Consider the following 20,446-nt stretch of genomic DNA (forward strand, 5'->3'; position numbering starts at 1 on the left):
AGCATGTCGCTGATCGGGGTTGCGATGCGGTTCTTTCGCTGGAAAGCGTTCCCCCGATCAGCGATGGATGGCGGGCCATCCGTCGATGCGGACTCGTTGGCTGAGCCCGTTCGCACGCGCCATCCCGCAAATGTGCCTGGGCCCTTCTATGTCGAGGCCGGCTGTTGCATTGCATGTGGCGTCTGGGAAATGGAGGCGCCAGGCCTTCTGGCTTGGCTGGCTGATGCTGAAATTCCCCATTGCTACGTTGCCCGCCAGCCAGAGACTGACAAGGAATTCGAGCAGATGATGGCTGCAATGTCTGCAGCAGAGGTCGATTGCATTCGAGTGCAGAATTGCAGACCGGATTGGGAGCATCGTTTGCGAGAGGCTGATCTGGGCTGGCAGATCGATCCGGGTGAGGCTCGCCACTCGACGACTTAGACTGAATGACGGAATGCGGGTGCGGGCACAGTTTCGCGGTTTCTCCCCCAGCGAGTGGCCTCGAATCAGTTTTCTCTTCTCGCGCTAACGCCGCCGCTTCCAATCCAGCGACACGCCAATCCGCTGCCCCCAACTCCCATCCCACTCCGTTCGAAGCCCATGCGCCTCGAGGTGCGTGACGATATCCTTCGCTATCGCCAGCGCAGCATCCTCGCCCTCCTCGCACGCGCCATAATTCAGATGGAGCCCATGCCCCTCCGCGGCGGATTCCGTGTCCTGCGCATGATAAAAGGCATAGCCGCGCGTCGGGCGGCCAGCTTGCTGAACCGCATCGATCTCGTACCATATCTCGCTTGAACCGCAGGTGCCGCAGCAGGTGAAGTGCTGGCGCGAGATGATGCCTCTGGCTTCCAGCGCGGCGAAGGCATCGTCCAGCCGGTCGCAGTCGGTCCGCTCAGGCCAGTCGCGTTCAGCTTCCCGATGCTCTGCCAGTGCCTCGCGCAGCAGCCGTTGCGCCTCCCGGCGCAGCAAGGGGGGATCGACCTCGTCCTCGAAAGAAGCGACCGCCTGCACCAGGATGGCGTCCTCGTCATAGAAACCCGTGGCGACATCGCGCCGGATCGAATCGCGCAGCCAGTCGATCTTGTCATCGGCGTCGGGGCTGGCGGCTTGCGCAACCTCGGCGGCCGTTGTCATTGCCTCGCGGCGTCCGAACAGGCGATCGAACAGGGATTTCATGTGGTCCTTCCTGACTGCTCAACTGGTTTCCGGCGCCTTGGCGGGTGCCGGGACGACGGCTCGGCACCGATAATGATAGTGCCGGTGCGCGATTTCCAGAGCTTGCGCCGTCGTCCTCGCGCCCTATCGCGACGGCTGAACCTCCAGCCCGGCAAGTTTAGCCCGATAGTCGGCCAGCAGGGCGGGATCGGCATCAGCCCCGTGCCGCGCGATGAAGCCGGTCAGCGCCTTCCGGTACGCCTCGCGGAAATCCGCATTGCCGGGCGCCGCCGCGAGCTTCGCCGCCGCCGTCTCGACCGGCTCCCGGTCCTGCCTGATCAGCCGCTTGCGGCCATAGGGCGACTGGTCGACCATGATCGCGATGTTACGCGGAAAGCCGGGGACATAGCTGACCACGAACCGCTCGCCCTCCGGCGGGATCAGGATCTCGTTGCGCCAGGGGTAGATCGACGCTGACATGGTGTCGAAGCTCGTCTCGACGTCGCGGCCGTCCGCGGTCCGCACCACGGCTTCATAATACCAGATCGGGCTGTCGTTCAGCGTCGAGCTTGTCTCCTCGGCATGAACGATCACCGCGCTGCCCGTCGTGCCGGCGGCATTGAGGAAGAGGGCGTTCACCGCCGATGCGAAGAACGGGCTGACCGCCGCCATCGCCAGTCCCGGCACGCCGAGGAACAGCCACCAGCGCCGGCCGGTTACCCTGGCCAGCAACGCCCCGATCGCCAGCGCGACCAGCGGATAAAGCGGCAATGCCAGAAGGGAATGCTGGGTGAGGAAATAGAAGACGGCCGAAATAGCACCCATCCGCGTCTTCTCCCGCTGCCGAAGCGCGGCCAGCCTATGGTCTCGCGCCCAGCGGGCGTCAATCGAGGGCGCGCGCGCCTGCCGGGCAAGCCGGTCGGCCGTGTCTTCTCCGCGTCCCGGCGAGTGCCGCCGGTCTGCTGGCCGCATCCAATCACCAGCAAGCCACGCGAAGCGATCGTTTCGTTACGGTTACGAATCCGCTCGCCGCGACTATCCGCGAAGTATAGCCTGTACGAACAACGGGGAGACGGACGATGATTCTCGGCCTGTCGGTAGCGGCGTTCACGCAACTTCACACGATCATCAGCCTGATCGGCATCGCGACCGGTCTCGTTTTTCTTGTCGCCCTGCTGCGGGGGCGGTGGCTGGGCGGCTGGAACCTCGCCTTTCTCGTCTTCACGATCCTGACCAGCGTCACTGGTTTCTTCTTCCCGTCGAAGGCCATCGGTCCGCCGCATGTCGTCGGCATGATCTCGCTGGTCGATCTCGCCATCGCGCTGGTCGCCCTCTACGCGTTCAAACGGGCCGGGGTGTGGCGTGTGGTCTATACCGTCACCGCGGTCATCGCGCTCTACTTCAACGTCTTTGTCGGGGTCGTGCAGGCCTTCCAGAAGATTCCCTTCCTGAATGCCTTCGCCCCGACCGGGACTGAGCCGCCTTTCGTGATCGTCCAGGGGCTGGTGCTGATCGCCTTCATCGCCGCCGGCGTGCTGGCGGTCAGGCGACCGGCGTCGCGGTGACGGCCCGGCGATAGCATGCCGCGACGGCGTGACGCCTGTCACGCGCAACGCCGCCGCGGGAATCGCATGATGCTCCCACCGGTGCCGGTCGGCGCCGGCCATATGGCCGATCGACCGGCCGGAACCGGAAGGGATGTACCATGAAGACGATCACCCAGCTTTTCCTCGCCTCGGCGGCCGGCCTGCTGCTCGCAGGCGGTGCCCTCGCCCAGTCCGGCACCACTCAGCAGGCCTCGGGCGACACGAGCGGTCCGGCGTCCTCGGACCAGAGCCAGGCCGAAAAGGATTATCGATCGCTGCAATATGGCAACGGCAAGATCACGCCCGAGCAGGATGCCGGCATCCGAATCCGCGCGCAGCAGTTGAACGAGGCGATGAGAGACGACGGCACGACCAGTCCAAGCCCGACACCCAAGCCAAGCTCGACGCCGAAGAAAGGATCGGCGAGCCCGCGATAAACCGAAATGATACCTTCGGGGCGGCGGCGAGGTCCGCTGTCCCGAAGGAAATCAGGCTTGTCAGTGCGCGGCGCCTTCGCACATCCCGAACGACCGCGCGCGCCGAACGCCGCGAAGGCCATATCCGGCCGGCCGGGGCGCCGGTTCGGCATCATTGGCTGCGGGAAACATGAAGGCATTGTCGAGTGCCGCGCGATTGATGCCGTCCGGTGCCGAGCTGCAGGGGAATTTCGCTTTCAGTCCCTGGACGCTGCCTGCCTGCGCCAATGCGCGCTCCTTCAGGCGCTGCCCAACCGATTTGCGGACCGGCAGGCCGGCGACGATCTTGATCCAGCTGTTCCAGCTGATCCCGAGCCGCTGCATCACCTCCGCCTGCGATCCGACCAGCGGCTCCAGATCCTCCACCAGTTCGCGGTTGACGATGCACATTTCGGGTCGTCGCTGCATGATGTCGTTCCTCGAAGAATGTCGTCGGCCCTGGGCGGGCCCGGTTTCGTCGCCCTCCAGAACGCGGTGGCCGCCGCATCCGATGGAAGACATTCCGACCTTATCGAGGGGGCATGTCTCCCCCGGCAAACCTCTCCGAAACATACTGCAGTTATGACAGCTTATCTATACACTATTGTTGCAGCGCAGCCGGCGCAGGTCCCGTAAAGAACTCCGGCTATCCGGTATAAACTCACAATATACTATAGGATGCGGGTGCTCATCCTGCTCCAGATAATGGTGTCTCCCCATCTTGCCCCGCGATGCTTCAATCCCGTGCCGAACAGGCCGGGCGCGATGGTTGATATCAGATCGCGATTGCCGTTTCTCATCAATTGAGCGCGACATGAGGCCCTTGCGCGTGAAGTTCATGCGCAAACACCTGAATCCTGCAGGATTCTTGCGCCATAATCCCGCCGGGCAGCGGAAAGCGATTCGCGGGCGACGGCGGTGCTGCCGGGGCCGGTGACCAGCCTGGGTGGAACGCGATCATCTTGCCGCATTGCTGCGCAAGCTGACTCTCGGCCTCTGAGCACATCTCGGGGGGCGTCCTGATTCAACGGCGCTCCAATCCGGTCCATCACCGTGACGGGATGGGGTCGAAGGCCAGGCTGGCCGTCTGATCGGATCATCCCGTTCACTGACCCGGGGAAACCGACATGGCGCGCACGAGACTGACCGAACATTTCTTCCTCGACGAATTCCTCGTGTCCGACACTGCTGATCGATGCGGCATCGCCAACACGCCGACCGCCGATCATCTCGCCAATATCGGCAAGCTCCTGGCGCCCGGTCTCGAAAAGGCGCGGTCGATCCTGGGCGCGCGCGCGATCGTCATCACCTCGGCCTATCGCAATCCGACGATCAACCGGATCGTCGGGGGCACCGCCACCTCGGCGCACCCAAAGGGCTATGCCGCCGATATCCGCGTTGCCGGGCTGAGTCCTGCCGCCGTCGCCCGGGCGCTCGCGGCGAGCGGGCTGAAGTTCGATCAGCTCATCCTCGAGACGAGCCGTGCCGTCGTCCATGTCTCGTTCGATCCCCGGTTGCGCGGGGAGGTGAAGACACAGGCCGGTGGACCGGGCACGGCGATCGTCGACGGCCTGCGATAGGGCCTGGAACAGCCATGCGCGAAGGCGCCGAATCGGCGCCGGTTCCGCTATCGGCGCGGGCGGATTCTGCAGCATGAAGCGCGGGCGGGAAGTCGACGGAATGGCGCGCTGAGTCGCCGTCCTCGGCTTCGGGAACGCCATCGTGGAGGGGCAGCGTCATGGACAACAGCAGCGCGGACGGGCCGGTGAAGAATCCGACCTATATGGCCGATATCCGTCAGTTCTTCACTGATTACGACATCGCCCATATGGGGCCCAAGGGGATCGATCTTTCCTCCTATGACGGCGTGAAGAAGAACGCGCCGACCATCTATATCCACACCCGCCAGCCCGATGGCGACATGCCGCCGGATCCCTATCCGAAATGGACGGCGGACATGTCGGCGACCTTCTACAACTGGATCATGAACGGCTATCCGATGGGGGCCGCGGTGGCGGCCGCCCCGTCGGTGCGGGTGCTGAGCGAGCGCGCCACCGGCCGCGTCCGCAAGAATGTCGACAGCCTGAGCCCGGATGAGGTGACCGCCCTCACCAATGCCTTCAAGGGCCTGATGGCGATCGATCCGGGCACCAATGGCAGCTATTATGCGCTGGCCGGCATCCACGGACTGCCGCAGACCAACTGCCTGCATCACGAGCCGCGATTCAACCCCTGGCACCGCGAATATCTGCGCGTGTTCGAGGATGCGCTGCGGTCGGTGCCGGGCTGTGGCGACGTCACCATTCCATACTGGGACATGTCGACACCGGTGCCCGCTTTGCTCAAGCAGCCGCCGTTCGACCAATATGTCGTGCCGGTCAATCTCGGCCCGGGCTACGGCGCGAACTACACCACCACGCGCTATCCCGATGCGACGATCGCCTCGAACCTGCAGGAGAATGATTTCTTCGGGAACACCGCGACCTCGCTCCAGCAGACCCGGTTCGGCCATTACGGCGTCGACGGCTATCAGGATTTCTCGATCGCCGCGCATGACGGCGGCCACATGTCGGTCGGCGATACGATGGCCGATCAGAATGTCGCGTCGTTCGATCCGATCTTCTGGTTCTACCATTGCAACCTCGACCGGCTGTGGTGGAAATGGCAGACCCTGGTGGGTGCGACGACGCTCGCTGGCTTCAAATCGACCATGTCGTCGTCGGATCAATATTGGCTCTCGCCGCCGTTCAGCACGCTTCCCGCGACCCCGGCCTGGTCGGTGACGGCGGATCAGACGATCGAGCAGACCGACATCAGCTATGACACGCTCGACACCGGTGCCGAGGCGGCGGCGCCGCCCCAGCTCGAGAACAGGGTCGGCAGCATCGACGCGGAGCGCAGCTTCACCATCAGGAGCTCCGCGCCGGTCTCGGTGCGGGTCAAGGATATCGACCGGCTCAACATCCCCGGCTCGTTCCAGGTCCACCTGCTTGCCGATGGACAGACGATCGCGACACGGGCCTTCTTCCAGCCGGCGACGCCACGCAACTGCGCCAATTGCCGCGATCACGGCCTGATCAACGTCAATTTCCGCGTCGATCAGGACAAGATTCTCGATCGCAAGCTGACGGTCGAGATCACCGTTCCGTCGCAGCACGAGGCCGGAACTGAATTCCCGCTGTCGCAGGCAGGCAATCCGACGATCAACGCGCGGCTGCTGCTCGAGGACGAATAGCGGATGACGGGTGGCTCGATGGATCGGGCGGCCTGATCGGGTTTGGAGGGGGGCGGGGCCGGCGCATGTTCGCCGGCCCCGATTCTTTGCCGCCGAGCCCCGTCGGCGGCGGAAACCCCCTTTCCGCGTGGACAGGAAGCGCGGCCCATGGAGAATCCTGCTCCGGATCGGCGGTAATTATTGGCACGGGCGACCATGGCCGTCACAGGATCGGGGAACAGCCCCCAGCCGCGGAATCAGCCGATGCACCAGTCCCTCGCCCATATCGCCCTGGTCGTTCGCGACTATGACGAAGCGCTCGCTTTCTATGTCGGCACGCTTGGATTCACGCTGGTCGAGGACAGCTACCAGCCAGCCCAGGACAAGCGCTGGGTCGTCGTTGCGCCGCCCGGTGCCGCGCCCGGTGACACCTCCCTGCTGCTCGCCCGCGCCGCCACGCCTGAACAGGCCGCGTTCGTTGGGGACCAGGCTGGCGGGCGGGTCTTCCTGTTCCTCGCGACTGACGATTTCGCGCGGGATCACGGAGCGATGCTGGAAAAGGGCGTGGTGTTCGTGCGGGAGCCCCGTGTGGAAGCCTATGGTACCGTCGCCGTGTTCAGCGATCTGTACGGCAATCTCTGGGATCTCATCGAGTTCGCCCGGAAACCCTGACTCGATTTACCACCGAATCCGTTCAATTCCCGCACCATCGCGACAGCAATCCTGTCTAATCGCGTTTGGATCAGGGGGCCAAGACGGACCCGGGGGAACGAAGTCGATGAGCGCCGCGCCCAGCATCGCCGATCGCCTGCTCTACGCCTATGAACAATGGCACGAGACCCGGGGGCAAAGTGCTGACCTTTTCCTTGATCTGCTCGCCGACGATGTGCGGCTGCGTTCGGTGCTCAATCCGCCCGAGCTCCATCCCCTGGCCGATGCGCGCGTGGGGATCGATCGCGCGCGCGACTATCTGACCTCGCTGACCGTCACGATGGAAATGATCGATTCCCCGACTCATCAACTGATCGTCGACGGCGACACGATCGTCTGGGTGGGGAGCTGTCGCTGGCGCGATCGCAGGACCGGGCGCGAGATCGCGACGCCCAAGGTCGACATATGGCATTTCCAGGGCGGCAAATGCGTCAGCCTGATGGAGATGTACGATACGCTCGGCTTCGCCCGCCTCAGCGGGTTGGTCGGGGGCACCGGTCGGGCCGCCCCGGATCAGGTCGGGCACGCAGACCAGCTTACGCCCCATCCCCTCGTCCCCATGTGACGAGCGACATCGGCTGACGGAATCGGGATTCGACAAGGCTTTTGAACTGGAACATAAGAAGAACATTCCTATGCGAGTCGCGTGGTATGTTTTTCGAACGATCGGATCGCCTGCTTTTTCTGCTCCGGCCACCCGCGCCGGTCGCCCGGCATATCGACCGGGAACGGCGGCTCCTCGCCCTCGGGAAACCGGTCAGGACCGACTATCTCCACATAACGCTGTGCAAGCTGGATTTCCCCCGCCTGCCGGGCTGGGTCGTTCCGCTGATGCGATCGATCGGCGATTCGATCCTGATTTCCCCTTTCGGGATCGCGGTGGATCGAATGACTGGCAGCGAGAAATCTGTCCTGCTCCGTCCGAGCGAACGGATCGATGCATTGTTCGCTCTGCAGGGGCGGATCGCCGCGGCAATGGCGCGCGTCGATCGGCTGCGGGGGCATGCCTATCGCTTCAAGCCGCATATCACGCTTGCCTATCGCAAGGGCGAGTCGTTCGACTGGGAGATCGAACCGATTAGCTGGCGGGTGGAAGAACTGTTGCTGGTGCACAGCAAGGTCGGCCTGACGGAGCATGTCGTGCTCGATCGGTGGCCGCTGGCCGGCGCGTCATCAATCCAGGGGCGGCAACGCCCAGTCGATCGGCTTCTGTCCATGGCTTTCGAGAAAAGCATTCGCCTTGGAGAAATGCCGGCATCCGAAGAAGCCGTTATGCGCCGATAGCGGGGAGGGATGGGCGGCCTTCAGCACGAGATGCCGCCCGCCGCGATCCACGCTGTCGACGAAGGCGGCCTTTTTCTGGGCGTAGCTGCCCCACAGGATGAACACGACCGGTTCGGGCTTCGCGTTGACCAGGCGGATGACGGCGTCGGTGAACTTCTCCCATCCCCGGTCGCGGTGCGAGGCCGCCATGCCCATCTGCACCGTCAGCACCGAATTGAGCAGCAGCACACCCTGTTTCGCCCAATGTTCGAGAAAGCCATGGCGCGCGGGCTGGATGCCGAGATCGCTCGCCATTTCCTTGTACATATTGACCAGGCTCGGCGGCGGCCGGACGCCGGGTTGAACCGAGAAGCACAGGCCATGCGCCTGTCCTTCGCCATGATAGGGGTCCTGCCCAAGGATCACGACTCGGACATCCTCGAGCGCGGTCAGGTCGAGCGCGCGGAACCACTCCTTGCCCTTGGGGAAGATGCGTTTGCCGGCTGCCTTCTCGGCGACCAGATAGGTCTTGAGCGCCGCCATATAGGGGCTGTCGAATTCGGGCTTGAGCGGCTCGAGCCAGCTCGGATGGAGTTTGACGCCGTCGCTCATCGGCCCGGCATGTCCGAACGCGGCGGGACCTGTCAATCGCCGCGTGACGGGCAGTCGTCGGCGATCGGACAGGCGGCGCAAACCGGCGCATCGAACCGGCAGATTCGTTGTCCCAGCCGCTTGATGCCGAAATGCAGCAGCAGGAAATCGTTGCCGCGCCAGGCCGGCATCGCCGCGGTGACCGCCTCGCTTGCGGTGCGCGCGTCGGCAGACGCCGGCACGAAACCGAGCCGGTGGAGCACACGCAGCACATGGCTGTCGACGATCAGCACCGGCCGCGCGAGCGTGCTGGCATTGAGGGTCGACGCGGCGACCTTGCGGCCGACGCCGGGCAATCGTTCAAGCCATGCCAGTGCCGGGGCGAGGGGCAGGCCGCCCAGAAAGTCGAGGTTGAAGTCGGGCCGCTCGCGCCCGATCCGGCGCAACGCCGCGACCAGCCAGTCCGCCTTGGCGCGGGCGAAGGTCACGTCGGCGATCACCGCCTCGACCGTTCCTGGTTCGGCTGCGGCGATGCCGGCGGCTGACCCGAAACGCGCGCGCAGCCGATGATAGGCGGTGAGCGAGACGGCATCGCGCGTCCGTCCGCTGATCAGCGACTTCACCAGTTGCCCGATCGGCTTGCGGCGTGTCGTCAGGTCAACGCCGTCGAGCAGTGGCGCAAGCTTGTCACGCCACTGCGCAATGTCTCCGGCGACGAAGTCGAAGCTCTGCTGCATGGTGCTCAATATGAAACATATGATGAACAAATGAAAGGGCGTTGCGCCATTCGGGAATCATGCTGATCGAGATCAAGTTGTTGATATACTGTGCAACCTTGCCACTCGGGTCACGTTCCTGTGCTGCCGATCCATCGCATCCCGCGCCCGGACAGGCCAGTATCGAGGAAATGCAGCATGGGACTCTTCACCAAGGATATCGAGACGCTCGACGACCTGTTCGTGCACACGCTGCAGGACATTTACTATGCCGAGCACCAGATCACCAAAGCGTTGCCGAAGATGATCGAGAAGGCTAGCGCGCCAGATCTCAAGACTGGCTTCGAAACGCATCTGCGCGAGACCGAGGGGCAGATCGCGCGGCTCGAACAGGTCTTCCGGATGCACGGTCACGAGCCCAGGGCAGTCACCTGTCCGGCGATCGACGGCATCATCAAGGAAACGAACGAGATCGCCGGCGATATCACCGACAAGGTAGTGCTTGACGCGGCGCTGGTCGCGGCCGCGCAGGCGGTCGAGCATTACGAGATCACGCGCTACGGCACGCTGATTGCCTGGGCGAAGCAACTCGGCCGCGCCGATTGCGCAGGCGTGCTCGCCGAGACCCTCGCCGAAGAAAAGGCGACTGACGAGAAACTCACCAGGATCGCTGAGAGCAGGATCAACGCCCAGGCCGAAATGGGGGCCGAGCCGGCCGACGCCTGACAGGCGCGGGGGCGCGGGCCGGCGTTGCCGGTCCGCGCCTATCGCTTGCGCACGAACTCGGCGCGCAGCACCAGGCCCTTGATGCCATCGTAACGACAGTCGATCTCCTGCGGATCGCCGGTTAGTCGGATCGACCTGATCAGCGTGCCCCGCTTGAGCGTCTGGCCCGCGCCCTTGACGGCCAGGTCCTTGATCAGGGTGACCTGATCGCCATCGGCGAGCAGGTTGCCTACCGAATCGCGGACTTCGATCGTCTCCGCGCTGGCGGCACTCGCCAGCGCATCGGCAGCGCTTATCCATTCGCCGCTGGCTTCGTCATAGACGAAGGCGTCGTCGTCACTGGCCATGGATCAGCCTTTGAGCGTGGTTATTTCGACTGCCTTGCCCTTGCTCGATGGGTTCGAGGCGTTCTGCTTCGGGGCTTTTTCCGCTTTGGGCTTGCGGATTTCCTTGTTCGATTTTTTCTGGCCCTTGGCCATGGCGGCGGTTCCTTGCGGGCGGGTCGCCCGGGGGAACGCTACACGCTTCGCGCCCGCTGCGCCCGCATTATCGCTGCGGGCGGCGGGGCGGGTGTTTCAGCCGATCGCGCCGACGGCGGCGTACTGGCCGAGGAGGAAGATAGCGGTCGTCGCGAAGGATGCGAAACCGATGGTGAGAGAGCGGGTCATTTCAACGGTCTTTCGATGGAGAAGGCGTCGCGGTTCAGACGACCGGGACGACGGGGACGGCAGCGCTGACCATCAGCGCGGTGAACAGCAGCGCACCGAAGAAGGAAAGGGCGAGGTTCTGCGCGTTCTGGAAGCGGATCGACATGATGTTCATTCCCTGATCTTGGCGTTCCGGACCATCCGGCCGCCGATGCCAGGGTAATTGCAGGGAGCGTGCCAAACTCGCAAAGCATTGAAATTGCTTGCCTGGTGGGAGTCGCCATCGCTGAATTGGCAAAAACGCCACGATGAATTTGGGATTTTACGCCATAATCTGGCGTCTTATGGATGGGCCGTTTTCAACTGGTTCCGCCCGGCGTGCTTTGCGGCGTAGAGCAGGCGGTCGGCCCGGCCGAAAGCGGTGTCTAGTCCCTCTTCGGTCGATGCCTCGGTCAATCCGCCGGAGAAGGTGACGGCGCCGAGCGGCTCGTCCGATTCGCGCAGCCGGTATCGTTTCGCCGCGACCGCGCTTCGGGCTTCCTCCAGCGTGGCTCGCGCCACCTGGAGGCCGACGCCGGAAAACAGCACGGCGAATTCCTCGCCGCCATAGCGCGCGACCATATGGCCCTCGCACGCCTTCACCAGTGCCTCGCCGATCGCCTTCAGGACACGGTCGCCCACCGCATGGCCGAACCGGTCGTTGACCAGCTTGAAATGGTCGACGTCGCACACCGCGACGCAAAGCCGCGCCCCTTCGGTGGCCTGTGCCGCATAGGCTTCCTCGAAGGCGCGACGATTGGGCAGGTCGGTCAGCGGATCGCGCCGTGCATTGTCGCGCGCCTCTTCCAGCTTGGCGCGAAGCTCGCTGGCTTCGTGAGTTGCCTCCTCCAGCTTCGTCTCGGCGTTGCGCACGCGCCCGAGCATGACGCCGGTCAGGCGAACCACCTCGTCGATGCCCAGCGCGTCGCGCGACTGGCGGATCGCGTCGGCGCTCGCGGCAAGGTCCCTGCCGAAATCCTGAGTCTCGGCACGGATCGCGTGCATCATGTCGGTGAAGCCGTCGACCTGCATCTGGGTCTGCGCGACAAGGCCTTCTGCCGTCTTCGCGGCCTTTTCGCCGGTATCCTGGGTGCCTGCCGGCACGCCGATCTCGCCGCCAAGCGATTCGATGTCCCGGCCCGACAGGCGGAAACCGCCTTCGGTCAGCGACGCGACCGCCTGGGCCAGGGGGCCTGCCTGCTCGGTGCAGACGCGATAGGCGAAGGCATAATGGCGCGGATCGGGACTCAGCCGGTGTTCGGAAAGGAACGCGCCGATACGCTCGAACAACAGGGCATTATTGGCTTCGGCCATCGTGTCCTCGGCCATCGCCAACCGTGTTGCGCCTGTTCCCGCCCTCACGATCCGTCGTCTCCCGAAGCCGGCGCATCAGCACACCGGGCAGCCCCATGGTAGAAAAGGATAGTGGGGAACTGCTAATATCCCGTGACCGTAGCATTTCGAAAGGGTAAGCGATACTGCCGCGTTACTTGGCGGATGAAGGCCATGCCACGCCGCGCATGGGTATCGCGCTGATTATAGCCACTTAATCCCGCGCCATATCCCGTAAAAATCTGTCCGAGGAAATAGACAGGCGGCAATCACCCGGAATGGATGCAAGTGGATATGATATATGTGCTTCGGCCGCACCTTTTCCGGTGCCTGGATTGCCAGGTCCCCATCATCGAAAGCTTGAAGCCGTCTTTCCGCCCGACGAATCCGGCGGTGACCTGTTCGGTTGGGGGCGAGCCGATGGGTTGAACGGGCTGGCGCCGGGCGAGCGGCGCGGCTAGGCGATGGCAATGCGTGTTACCGATGCAGAAATCGCCTTCGCCGAAACGCTCGCCGGCCTCGCCGGGGAAGCGATCAGGCCCTATTTCCGCAACAGCCATGGCCTTGAGGCGAAGGACGATTCCTCGCCCGTCACCCTTGCCGATCGCGCGGCCGAGGCAGCGATGCGCGCGGCGATCGAGGCGCGTTTTCCCGACGATGCGATCATCGGCGAGGAATATGGCGTGCGCGAGGGGACCAGCGGCCGCGCCTGGGTGCTCGATCCGATCGACGGCACCCGCGCCTTCATCTCCGGCCGCCCGATCTTCGGCACGCTGATCGCGCTGGTCGCCGATGGCTGGCCGGTGATGGGCGTGATCGACCAGCCGATCCTGCGCGAACGCTGGGTTGGGGTGGTCGGCCGACCCACTTTGTTCAACGGCAAGCCCGCCGCGACCCGTCGCTGTTCCGAACTGTCCCAGGCATTGCTCGCCACGACCTCGCCCGCTCTGTTCGGCGACGATCAGCTCCACGCCTTCGAACATCTCGACGCGGCGGTGATGAGCACGGTGCTTGGCGGCGATTGCTATAATTATGCCTGCCTCGCCTCGGGCTGGCTCGATATCGTCGTCGAGGACGGGCTGAAGCTCCATGATTTCGCGGCGCTCGTCCCCGTGGTCGAGGGGGCCGGTGGCCGGATGTGCGACTGGGCCGGCGATCCGCTCACCGCCGACAGCATCGGCGAGGTGGTCGCCGCCGGCGATCCGGCGCGGATCGAGGACATTCTCGAGGCGCTTGCCTGCCGGGGGCATTGATCGCCCCGGCCGGGCTTCAGAAAACGCCCAGGAATTTCTTGCGCTGCTCCGTGCGTTCGCCGCGCGTCGTCTTGCCGTTCTTCGCCTTGGCGGTGGTGCCGTGGCCCACATCATCGCGCGGCTTGCCGCCGGTCGTGCGCTGAGCCCTGGCCGTCGCGCCCGATAGGACGGGGCCGCATTGGGTGGCCTTGGCATCGCCGATATCGACAAAGGCCAGGATGCCCGCGATCGGGCTCGCGATCACCGCCGCCCCGATGCCGATGCCCGCGCGGGTCAGCAATTCGGGGCTGATCACGCTGATGCCCGACTTCGCGAAATAGCCGTTCACGCCGACCGGCGACTGGGCGGAGAACAGGCTGAACTTCTTGGCGTCGGCGCGCACCGCGAAATCGAGCGATTCGTTCCTGAAGCTGAATCCGCCGCGCCCGACGATCACGTTCTTCTGCGTGTCGATCAGGATCGGGTCGGCGGCGGCGATGCCGTTGCGCACGGTGAAGGCGATCAGGCCGCAATTGATCCGCACCGGCTCCTTGAGCTTATGCTGGAACATCTTCTGGACGAAGGTGCCGATATCGAGCTCGGCAAGCTGGACGTTGCGTGTCCAGAAGCTGCCGGCCGGGATGATGATCGCGATTCGGCCATTGGCGGTCGATAGCGATTCGTGAACGGTATTGCCGTCACCGGCCATCCGGATGCGCGCCTTTACCGTGCCGCTGGTGCCGGCTTCGTCGACGCCGTAGCCGGCGAGCAGCACGCCCATCGGCGTCGGCGACAGTCGGATGTCGTAATCGGTATGGACGACCGGCCGCCGCGCATCGATCCTGATGTCCGATGTCACATGGCCGCGGGCCATGTCGAAGGCCAGCGGCGAGAGAGTGAGCAGGCTGTTGTCGAGCCCGAGCGTGAGGTCGATATTCGATACCGGCAGGTTGCGCGCGCGCACTGTCCGCACGGTATAGTGAAGCGTGGCGTCGAAATTCCTGAGGGCCTCCACCCGTAGCGGCGCATCGGGCAGCAGGCGCGGCGTGCCGTTGATCTGCTTGACTACGGCGCCCTTGCCCTTCGCCGCCACCGCATCCGGGTTGTAGCCGATAAAGGGTGCGATATCGACGATGTCGAGCGAGCGCGTCGCCAGCGTGGCGTCGATCTTCAGGCGCGGCTCGACGATCGCGACGGTCAGCTTGCCGGCAATGTCGCTGTCGCCGAAGCGTCCGTGCAGGCCGGTGAAGCGATATTCGTCCCCGGTCTTGGTCAGGGCCGACTGGAGCCGGTAGGACCGGGTCTCGGGTACCGCCACGCCGATGATGCTGAAGAGGTCGGCGATGTTGGCGCCCCGCGCGGTGACGTTCAGGTCCGCCCCGTCGATCCGCGTCGGCGCGTCGAGCGTGCCCGCGACGTCGATCGCGGTGCGGGCGGCCTTGATGTGCAGGTCGAGCTGGTTCCTGCCGTTCGTCACGGTCGCGTTCGGCGTCAGCATCGCGCCATACAGGGTGAAGGGGGTCGTCCGCTCGACGCCTTTCCCGGTGAACTGGATCGAATTCTCGAACCGCGTGTCGCTTGCCTTGATCGTCTGGAAGGCAAGGTCGACCGAGAGCTTCAGCTTCGGATCGACATAGCGCAAGGTCGTGCCCGCGACGGTCGCCCGGCGGATCAGCGGCATCTCGAAGGGTTTTCCCTTCTTCTCGCTGAAGGTCCAGGTGTTGGTCCGCCCGTCCTTGCTCCATTCGAGGTCGATCGCGCCGTCGAGCATGTCGAGCCACCGCACGCGCCGGTTGCCGAAGATCAGCGGGAAGGTGGCGATTCGCGTATCGATTCGCTTCGCCTCGAACAGATGGGGTTTCGACGCCCAGGCCGGGTTGGAGATCGTCATGCCCTCGGCGACGAAATGGATGGTGATTGGGTCGAAATAAAGCTGGAAGTCGCCCGGCACCTTCACCACGCGGTGAGTCATCGCGGCGATGGTCCGCTCGAACGGATGCTTCAGGAATCGCCCCTTGGTGATGTACAGGATCAGCCAGGCGATGAAGATCGCGCCGATGATGCCAAGCACGATGTTGCGCGCGATTCGCCATGGCTTCGACAGGCGCCGCGCGGTACTTGGCGGCTCCGTTGCCGATTCGCTCGCGACCGGCCGTTCTTCGGCATCGGCGCTGGCCGTTTCTTCGGCACGAACGGTTTCAGGCGGCAAATCCATCGCACCCCAACCGTTCGTGCAGGCCGGGGGTTCCAATGGTTGCATTTGAGGGCGGGTGCCGCTATGCGCCCGCCTTTCCGCGAGTAAGAGGAACTGCCCGGCCGGTATGGGCTGCCGTGGCCGTTCATAGATCGTCGCGAATATTGAGGAGACGAAAATGCCCAAACTCAAGACGAAGAGCGGCGTGAAGAAGCGCTTCACGCTCACCGCCACCGGAAAGCTGAAGCATGGCGTCGCCGGCAAGCGCCACCGCCTGATCAGCCACAACGGCAAGTACATCCGCCAGAACCGCGGCACCTCGGTCCTGTCCAAGGCAGACACCGCAACCGTGAAGGCCTGGGCGCCTTACGGTCTGAGCTGAACTGGAGGATATAGAGAATGGCACGCGTAAAACGGGGTGTAACCACCCGCGCAAAGCATAACCGGATCCTCGATCAGGCGAAGGGCTATTACGGCCGTCGCAAGAACACGATCCGCATCGCCCGCCAGGCCGTCGAAAAGGCCGGGCAATACGCCTATCGTGACCGCAAGGTGAAGAAGCGCTCGTTCCGGGCGCTCTGGATCCAGCGTATCAACGCGGCTGTCCGCGTCGAAGGCCTCACCTATGGCACCTTCATGCACGGCCTGAAGCTCGCCGGCGTCGAACTCGACCGGAAGGTCCTGGCCGACATCGCGATGCACGAAGGCCCCGCGTTTAGCGCCATCATCGCGCAGGCGAAGGCGGCTCTGCCCCAGGCCGCCTGAGCGACCTGTAGCGACCGAAAGACATGGGGCGCGGGTGGTTTTCCACCCGCGCCCTTTTCGTTATCGGGCCTCATGCCCGGCCAGTTTGAGGATGCCATGAACGATCTCGACCAGATGCGTGACAATCTGCTCGCCGCCGTGGAGGCGTCGGGCGGGCTCGACGCGCTCGATACGGTGCGCGTTGGGGCGCTGGGCAAGCAGGGCAGCATCACCGCCCTGCTCAAGACGCTCGGCGGAATGTCGCCCGAACAGCGGCTGGTCGAAGGGCCGCGCATCCAGGGGCTGCGCGAGGCGGTGACGACGGCGATCGCCGACAGGAAGGCAGCGCTCGACCGCGCTGATCTCGACGCGCGCCTCGCCCGCGAAACACTCGACATGACGCTCCCGGCCGATGGGATCGGTGCGGGCAGCGTCCACCCGGTCAGCCAGGTGATGGACGAACTGGCAGAGATCTTCGCCGATCTCGGCTTCGCGGTCGCCACCGGGCCGGAGATCGAGGACGACTGGCACAATTTCACCGCGCTCAACATCCCGGAGACCCATCCGGCGCGCGCCATGCATGATACGTTTTACTTCCCGGCGCAGCCGGAGGCGAGCACGGCCGGCGACGGGCAAAGCCCGTCGTCCGACGGCGAGCTTGGCTCGCCGCGGGCCGCGCTCGGTTCCTCGCGGATGTTGCTCCGCACGCATACTTCGCCCGTGCAGATCCGCGCGATGAAGGCCGCCGGTGGCAACAAGCCGATCCGCATCATCGCGCCCGGCCGCACCTATCGCTCCGACAGCGACGCCACCCACACCCCGATGTTCCATCAGGTCGAGGGGCTGGTGATCGACAAGGGCATCACGCTCGGCCATCTCAAATGGACGCTCGAGACCTTCCTCAAGGCGTTCTTCGAGCGCGACGATATCGTGCTGCGCCTGCGGCCCAGCTATTTCCCCTTCACCGAGCCGTCGGCCGAGGTCGATGTCGGCTTCAGCCTGGTCAACGGCAAGCGCGTGATCGGCGGGTCGGACGGCTGGATGGAAGTGCTCGGCAGCGGCATGGTCCACCGCACGGTGATCGAGGCCGGCGGCTATGATCCCGACGAATGGCAGGGCTTCGCCTTCGGCTGCGGCATCGATCGCCTGGCGATGCTCAAATATGGCATGGACGATCTGCGGGCGTTCTTCGACGGCGATATTCGCTGGCTGAAACATTATGGATTCGCGGCACTCGACGTGCCCACTCTGTCCGGGGGAGTCGGGGCATGAAGTTCACCCTGAGCTGGCTCAACGAGCATCTGGAAACCACCGCCGGTCTCGACACCATCGTCGAGGCGCTGACGCGCGTCGGCCTCGAGGTCGAGGGCGTTGAGAATCCGGGCGAGAAGCTCGCTGCCTTCAAGGTGGCGAAGGTGCTGACCGCCGCGCCGCATCCCCAGGCCGACAAGCTTCAGGTCCTCACGGTCGATGCCGGCGACGGCCCCTTGCAGGTCGTGTGCGGCGCGCCAAACGCGCGCGCTGGACTGGTCGGCGTGTTCGGCCTGCCCGGCGCGGTCGTGCCGTCCAACGGCATGGTGCTGAAGGTCGCGGCGATCCGCGGCGTCGAATCGAACGGCATGATGTGCTCGACCCGCGAGCTTGAACTGGGCGAGGATCATGACGGCATCATCGAACTGCCCGTCGATGCGCCGATCGGCACCGCCTTTCCCGACTATGCCGGTCTCAACGATCCGGTGATCGACGTCGCCATCACGCCCAACCGGCAGGATTGCATGGGCGTGCGCGGCATCGCGCGGGATCTCGCCGCTGCCGGCCTCGGCACGCTCAGGCCGCTGAAGGTCGATCCGGTGGCGGGCGAGGGCCCCGGCCCGGATGTGCGCACTGACGATGCCGATGGCTGCCCGGCGTTCTTCGGCCAGTCGGTCGCCGGTGTTACCAATGGCGAGGCGCCCGACTGGATGCGCCGCCGCCTCATCGCGATCGGGCAGAAGCCGATCTCGGCCCTGGTCGACATCACCAACTATGTCTCGGTCGATCTCGGTCGTCCGCTTCACGTCTATGACCGCGCAAAGCTTTCGGGTGGCCTGGTCGCCCGCCGGGCGAAGGCTGGCGAGACAGTGCTCGCGCTCAACGGCAAGACCTATGCCCTTGAAGAAACGATGACGGTCATCGCCGACGACGCCCATGTCCACGACATTGGCGGCATCATGGGCGGCGAGGAGTCGGGCGTGTCGGCCGGTACGACCGACGTGCTGATCGAATGCGCCTATTTCGATCCCGACCATATCGCCCGTACCGGCCAGAAGCTGGCGCTGACCAGCGACGCCCGCGCCCGGTTCGAGCGCGGCGTCGATCCCGCCTTCCTTGAGGACGGCCTGGCCATCGCCACGCGTCTCGTCACCGACATCTGTGGCGGCAGGGCAAGCGGCGTGACGCGCGCTGGTACCCCGCCGGTGACGCTCCGCACGATCGCCTATGACACGAACCGCGCCGAGACGCTGGGCGGCCTCGCCATCGCGGCCGACCGGCAAAAGGCGATCCTCGAAAGCCTTGGCTTCACGGTCGACGGGTCCTGGAACGTGACGGTGCCGAGCTGGCGTCGTGACGTGGACGGCTCGGCCGATCTGGTCGAGGAGGTCATCCGGATCGAGGGCATCGACAAGGTGCCGCCTGTTCCGCTCGATCGTGTCCCGGGCGTCGCGACGCCGACTGCCACGCCCGAACAGAAGCTCGAGCGCCGCACCCGCCGCGCCGCCGCCGCGCGCGGCCTCAACGAAGCGGTGACGTGGAGCTTCCTGTCCGAGGCCGAGGCAGCGCCGTTCGGTGGTGGCGCCTGGAGCCTCGCCAACCCGATCAGCGAGGACCTCAAGGTCATGCGCCCGTCGCTCCTCCCCGGCCTGCTCGCCGCGGCGGAACGCAATATCAAGCGTGGCGCGCAAACGGTTCGCCTGTTCGAGATCGGCCGCCGCTATCTGGCTGATGCCGAACGCCCGACGCTCGGCGTGGTCCTCGCCGGCGAAGGCCGCGCCCGTGGCTGGCAGCAGGGCAAGGCAGCGCCGTTCGACGCGTTCGACGCCAAGGCGGAGGCGCTCGCGTTGCTCGCCGCGGCCGGCGCCCCGGTCGAGAACCTCCAGGTGATGGGGCCAATGGAGGGAGGGGCTGGCGATGCCTGGCATCCCGGCCAGTCAGGCACGTTGCGCCTTGGCCCGAAGACGGTGCTGGCCGCGTTCGGCATGGTCCATCCGCTCACTGCTCGCGCGTTCGATCTCGACGGTCCGGTGGCTGCGGTCGAGCTCTATCTCGATTCGATCCCGGGCAAGCGGTCGGCTGGCTTCATGCGTCCTGCCTATGCACCGCCCGCGCTGCAGGCAGTCCGTCGCGACTTCGCCTTCCTCGTTCCCGCCGAGCTTGGCGCTGACACCCTTCTCCGCGCGGTGAAGGGCGCCGACAAGGCGGCGATCACCGGGGTGCGTCTGTTCGACGTCTTCACCGGCGCCGGCGTCGAGGAGGGCAGGAAGAGCCTTGCCCTCGAAATCACGCTCCAGCCGGGCGAGAAGAGCTTCACCGACGAAGAGTTGAAGGCGGTTGCCGACAAGGTGGTGGCTGCGGCGGCGAAGCTTGGCGCGAGTCTGCGTGGCTGATTTTTGGGACGGGTGCCGGGGCCCGTGTCTCCCCGCCGTTCGTTTCGACAGAGGCGTTGTCGCCGCGCTGTGAAGCTGCTTCATGTCGTCACCCCGGGCTTGTCCCGGGGTCCACCGGGCCGCAAACCAGGGGCTGGGCAATTTGCGGGTCGGTGGATGCCGGAACAAGTCCGGCATGACGATAGCGGTTGATTGCCGGCGACCCTGAAATC

At 65.0% G+C, this 20,446-nt stretch carries 23 protein-coding genes; 14 read left to right on the forward strand and 9 right to left on the reverse strand.

The features are described 5' to 3' along the window. The first annotated feature begins 3 nt into the window (after nucleotides 1–3). Nucleotides 4–423, forward strand: coding sequence for a ferredoxin (locus P0Y59_19175; GenBank protein ID WEJ99043.1), 420 nt, complete (start codon nucleotides 4–6; stop codon nucleotides 421–423). Between the two features lie 84 nt (nucleotides 424–507). On the opposite strand, the gene P0Y59_19180 is transcribed toward P0Y59_19175, so the two are convergent. Then, on the reverse strand, nucleotides 508–1,161 hold the full coding sequence (locus P0Y59_19180; GenBank protein ID WEJ99044.1) for a hypothetical protein: 654 nt from the start codon (nucleotides 1,159–1,161) through the stop codon (nucleotides 508–510). A gap of 123 nt (nucleotides 1,162–1,284) precedes the next feature. After that, entirely contained in the window at nucleotides 1,285–1,965 is a 681-nt protein-coding gene (locus P0Y59_19185; GenBank protein WEJ99045.1) for a hypothetical protein, read from the reverse strand. 254 nt (nucleotides 1,966–2,219) lie between these two features. Here P0Y59_19185 and P0Y59_19190 point away from each other — a divergent pair, with 254 nt between their 5' ends. Both P0Y59_19190 and P0Y59_19195 read left to right on the forward strand, forming a co-directional pair. Beyond that, on the forward strand, nucleotides 2,220–2,705 hold the full coding sequence (locus tag P0Y59_19190) for a hypothetical protein (GenBank protein ID WEJ99046.1): 486 nt from the start codon (nucleotides 2,220–2,222) through the stop codon (nucleotides 2,703–2,705). A 140-nt stretch (nucleotides 2,706–2,845) separates the two neighbouring features. Beyond that, nucleotides 2,846–3,163 (forward strand): hypothetical protein, encoded by a 318-nt coding sequence (locus tag P0Y59_19195; protein WEJ99047.1) that lies wholly within the window; start codon nucleotides 2,846–2,848, stop codon nucleotides 3,161–3,163. Nucleotides 3,164–3,223: 60 nt separating this feature from the next. On the opposite strand, the gene P0Y59_19200 is transcribed toward P0Y59_19195, so the two are convergent. Further along, on the reverse strand, nucleotides 3,224–3,610 hold the full coding sequence (locus P0Y59_19200) for a hypothetical protein (protein WEJ99048.1): 387 nt from the start codon (nucleotides 3,608–3,610) through the stop codon (nucleotides 3,224–3,226). A gap of 698 nt (nucleotides 3,611–4,308) precedes the next feature. Here P0Y59_19200 and P0Y59_19205 point away from each other — a divergent pair. From P0Y59_19205 to P0Y59_19225, 5 genes are all read left to right on the forward strand, one after another. Next, a complete protein-coding gene (locus P0Y59_19205) occupies nucleotides 4,309–4,761 on the forward strand; it encodes a D-Ala-D-Ala carboxypeptidase family metallohydrolase (GenBank protein WEJ99049.1) in 453 nt (150 codons plus the stop codon). Nucleotides 4,762–4,919: 158 nt separating this feature from the next. Further along, the gene (locus P0Y59_19210) at nucleotides 4,920–6,416 is read left to right on the forward strand and encodes a tyrosinase family protein (GenBank protein ID WEJ99050.1); all 1,497 of its coding nucleotides are present in this window, start codon (nucleotides 4,920–4,922) and stop codon (nucleotides 6,414–6,416) included. 243 nt (nucleotides 6,417–6,659) lie between these two features. Further along, nucleotides 6,660–7,067 carry a VOC family protein gene (locus tag P0Y59_19215; protein ID WEJ99051.1) on the forward strand — a complete coding sequence of 136 codons (408 nt, stop codon included), beginning with the start codon at nucleotides 6,660–6,662 and terminating at the stop codon, nucleotides 7,065–7,067. Nucleotides 7,068–7,173: 106 nt separating this feature from the next. After that, a complete protein-coding gene (locus P0Y59_19220; protein ID WEJ99052.1) occupies nucleotides 7,174–7,671 on the forward strand; it encodes a nuclear transport factor 2 family protein in 498 nt (165 codons plus the stop codon). 86 nt (nucleotides 7,672–7,757) lie between these two features. Then, nucleotides 7,758–8,390, forward strand: coding sequence for a hypothetical protein (locus P0Y59_19225; GenBank protein ID WEJ99053.1), 633 nt, complete (start codon nucleotides 7,758–7,760; stop codon nucleotides 8,388–8,390). Here the strand turns inward: P0Y59_19225 and ung are convergent. Both ung and P0Y59_19235 read right to left on the reverse strand, forming a co-directional pair. Beyond that, complete coding sequence (gene ung / locus P0Y59_19230) at nucleotides 8,280–8,981, reverse strand: uracil-DNA glycosylase (protein ID WEJ99054.1); 702 nt, start codon at nucleotides 8,979–8,981, stop codon at nucleotides 8,280–8,282. The two genes, P0Y59_19225 and ung, sit on opposite strands and share 111 nt — an antisense overlap. Nucleotides 8,982–9,013: 32 nt before the next feature. Beyond that, nucleotides 9,014–9,697, reverse strand: coding sequence for an endonuclease III (locus P0Y59_19235; GenBank protein ID WEJ99055.1), 684 nt, complete (start codon nucleotides 9,695–9,697; stop codon nucleotides 9,014–9,016). Between the two features lie 177 nt (nucleotides 9,698–9,874). Here P0Y59_19235 and P0Y59_19240 point away from each other — a divergent pair, with 177 nt between their 5' ends. Continuing rightward, the gene (locus P0Y59_19240; GenBank protein WEJ99056.1) at nucleotides 9,875–10,402 is read left to right on the forward strand and encodes a ferritin-like domain-containing protein; all 528 of its coding nucleotides are present in this window, start codon (nucleotides 9,875–9,877) and stop codon (nucleotides 10,400–10,402) included. A 38-nt stretch (nucleotides 10,403–10,440) separates the two neighbouring features. On the opposite strand, the gene P0Y59_19245 is transcribed toward P0Y59_19240, so the two are convergent. The 3 genes from P0Y59_19245 to P0Y59_19255 form a co-directional block, all read right to left on the reverse strand. Beyond that, a complete protein-coding gene (locus P0Y59_19245) occupies nucleotides 10,441–10,749 on the reverse strand; it encodes an alkylphosphonate utilization protein (protein ID WEJ99057.1) in 309 nt (102 codons plus the stop codon). Nucleotides 10,750–10,752: 3 nt separating this feature from the next. Further along, nucleotides 10,753–10,881 (reverse strand): hypothetical protein, encoded by a 129-nt coding sequence (locus tag P0Y59_19250; GenBank protein WEJ99058.1) that lies wholly within the window; start codon nucleotides 10,879–10,881, stop codon nucleotides 10,753–10,755. Nucleotides 10,882–11,391: 510 nt separating this feature from the next. After that, the gene (locus P0Y59_19255; GenBank protein WEJ99059.1) at nucleotides 11,392–12,417 is read right to left on the reverse strand and encodes a GGDEF domain-containing protein; all 1,026 of its coding nucleotides are present in this window, start codon (nucleotides 12,415–12,417) and stop codon (nucleotides 11,392–11,394) included. Between the two features lie 473 nt (nucleotides 12,418–12,890). Here P0Y59_19255 and hisN point away from each other — a divergent pair, with 473 nt between their 5' ends. Continuing rightward, a complete protein-coding gene (gene hisN / locus P0Y59_19260; GenBank protein ID WEJ99060.1) occupies nucleotides 12,891–13,673 on the forward strand; it encodes a histidinol-phosphatase in 783 nt (260 codons plus the stop codon). 16 nt (nucleotides 13,674–13,689) lie between these two features. Here the strand turns inward: hisN and P0Y59_19265 are convergent, their stop codons facing one another. Continuing rightward, nucleotides 13,690–15,867, reverse strand: coding sequence for an AsmA family protein (locus P0Y59_19265; protein WEJ99061.1), 2,178 nt, complete (start codon nucleotides 15,865–15,867; stop codon nucleotides 13,690–13,692). Between the two features lie 157 nt (nucleotides 15,868–16,024). On the opposite strand from P0Y59_19265, the gene rpmI reads away from it, so the two are divergent. The 4 genes from rpmI (at nucleotide 16,025) to pheT (ending at nucleotide 20,234) form a co-directional block, all read left to right on the forward strand. After that, the gene (gene rpmI / locus P0Y59_19270; GenBank protein WEJ99062.1) at nucleotides 16,025–16,228 is read left to right on the forward strand and encodes a 50S ribosomal protein L35; all 204 of its coding nucleotides are present in this window, start codon (nucleotides 16,025–16,027) and stop codon (nucleotides 16,226–16,228) included. A 17-nt stretch (nucleotides 16,229–16,245) separates the two neighbouring features. Beyond that, nucleotides 16,246–16,611, forward strand: coding sequence for a 50S ribosomal protein L20 (rplT, locus tag P0Y59_19275; GenBank protein ID WEJ99063.1), 366 nt, complete (start codon nucleotides 16,246–16,248; stop codon nucleotides 16,609–16,611). Nucleotides 16,612–16,707: 96 nt separating this feature from the next. Next, nucleotides 16,708–17,862 carry a phenylalanine--tRNA ligase subunit alpha gene (gene pheS, locus P0Y59_19280; protein ID WEK02624.1) on the forward strand — a complete coding sequence of 385 codons (1,155 nt, stop codon included), beginning with the start codon at nucleotides 16,708–16,710 and terminating at the stop codon, nucleotides 17,860–17,862. After that, nucleotides 17,859–20,234, forward strand: coding sequence for a phenylalanine--tRNA ligase subunit beta (gene pheT / locus P0Y59_19285; protein ID WEJ99064.1), 2,376 nt, complete (start codon nucleotides 17,859–17,861; stop codon nucleotides 20,232–20,234). Before pheS ends, pheT begins: the two co-directional genes overlap by 4 nt. The last annotated feature ends 212 nt before the right edge of the window (nucleotides 20,235–20,446 follow it).

This window comes from Candidatus Sphingomonas phytovorans (assembly GCA_029202385.1).
GTDB lineage: Bacteria > Pseudomonadota > Alphaproteobacteria > Sphingomonadales > Sphingomonadaceae > Sphingomonas > Sphingomonas phytovorans.